The following is a 669-nucleotide window of genomic DNA, read 5'->3' as shown; positions in this document are numbered from 1 at the left end:
GAGTCGGCATCGCCGCCAGTTGGTCCGAATACTCATGTCAACAAACAGCTCGAAACCGCATAAAGATAGCGGCAACACGCCTGAATCGCCCGAAAACAGCACCGACATCCCGACCCAAATCGTCAATTACACGCCTCGAACACACGGGGTAGACGTATTTGTCCAGCTTCGAGACGATAACGGTCTCTACAACGAATCCGCAGACCTACAGCGCCAACTCGACACCAAGGCCGGCTACCATGGTCGGAGCGACCATCCGCATCACGTCGGCGATATGTCTCCCTCATGGACGCAGGGCGATGAGGAATATCACGTCGGCTTTTACTCCAGTTCGACAGGTATTGGTCACCTCAACAAGAAGGAAGAATTTGTCGGCTACGACGACCAGCGATTCCGACTTTTTGAGGACATTGACGACGGAAAAGCTGCGACCACCGCTGCGAAGTGTACCCTAACACTCGAACCCCGTGGACCACACCTCGTCAACAAGCAGAAGAAGCCGTTTGGATATCCGAAGGCTGTCGACGGTCAGCGCTACACCGGGACCTACATCAAAGCGCAAATCTCCTACGCAACAAGTCTTGACGAAGCCCTCGGCTGGATTGGTGAATACTTCCAGCACCTCGATAATGAGCTCGGAACGTCGTTCATTTCACACTGGGACCCCAT

At 54.1% G+C, this 669-nt stretch carries 1 protein-coding gene; it reads left to right on the top strand.

Going from position 1 to position 669, the window contains the following annotated elements:
* Positions 1-34 precede the first annotated feature (34 nt).
* Positions 35-669, top strand: a 635-nt coding sequence (locus tag EXE44_RS15515) for a hypothetical protein (RefSeq protein ID WP_199241225.1), incomplete at its 3' end; no start/stop codon positions are given.

Source organism: Halorubrum sp. SS7 (genome assembly GCF_005435055.1).
Lineage (GTDB): Archaea > Halobacteriota > Halobacteria > Halobacteriales > Haloferacaceae > Halorubrum > Halorubrum salinarum.
This window is presented reverse-complemented; position numbering and strand designations above follow the sequence as displayed.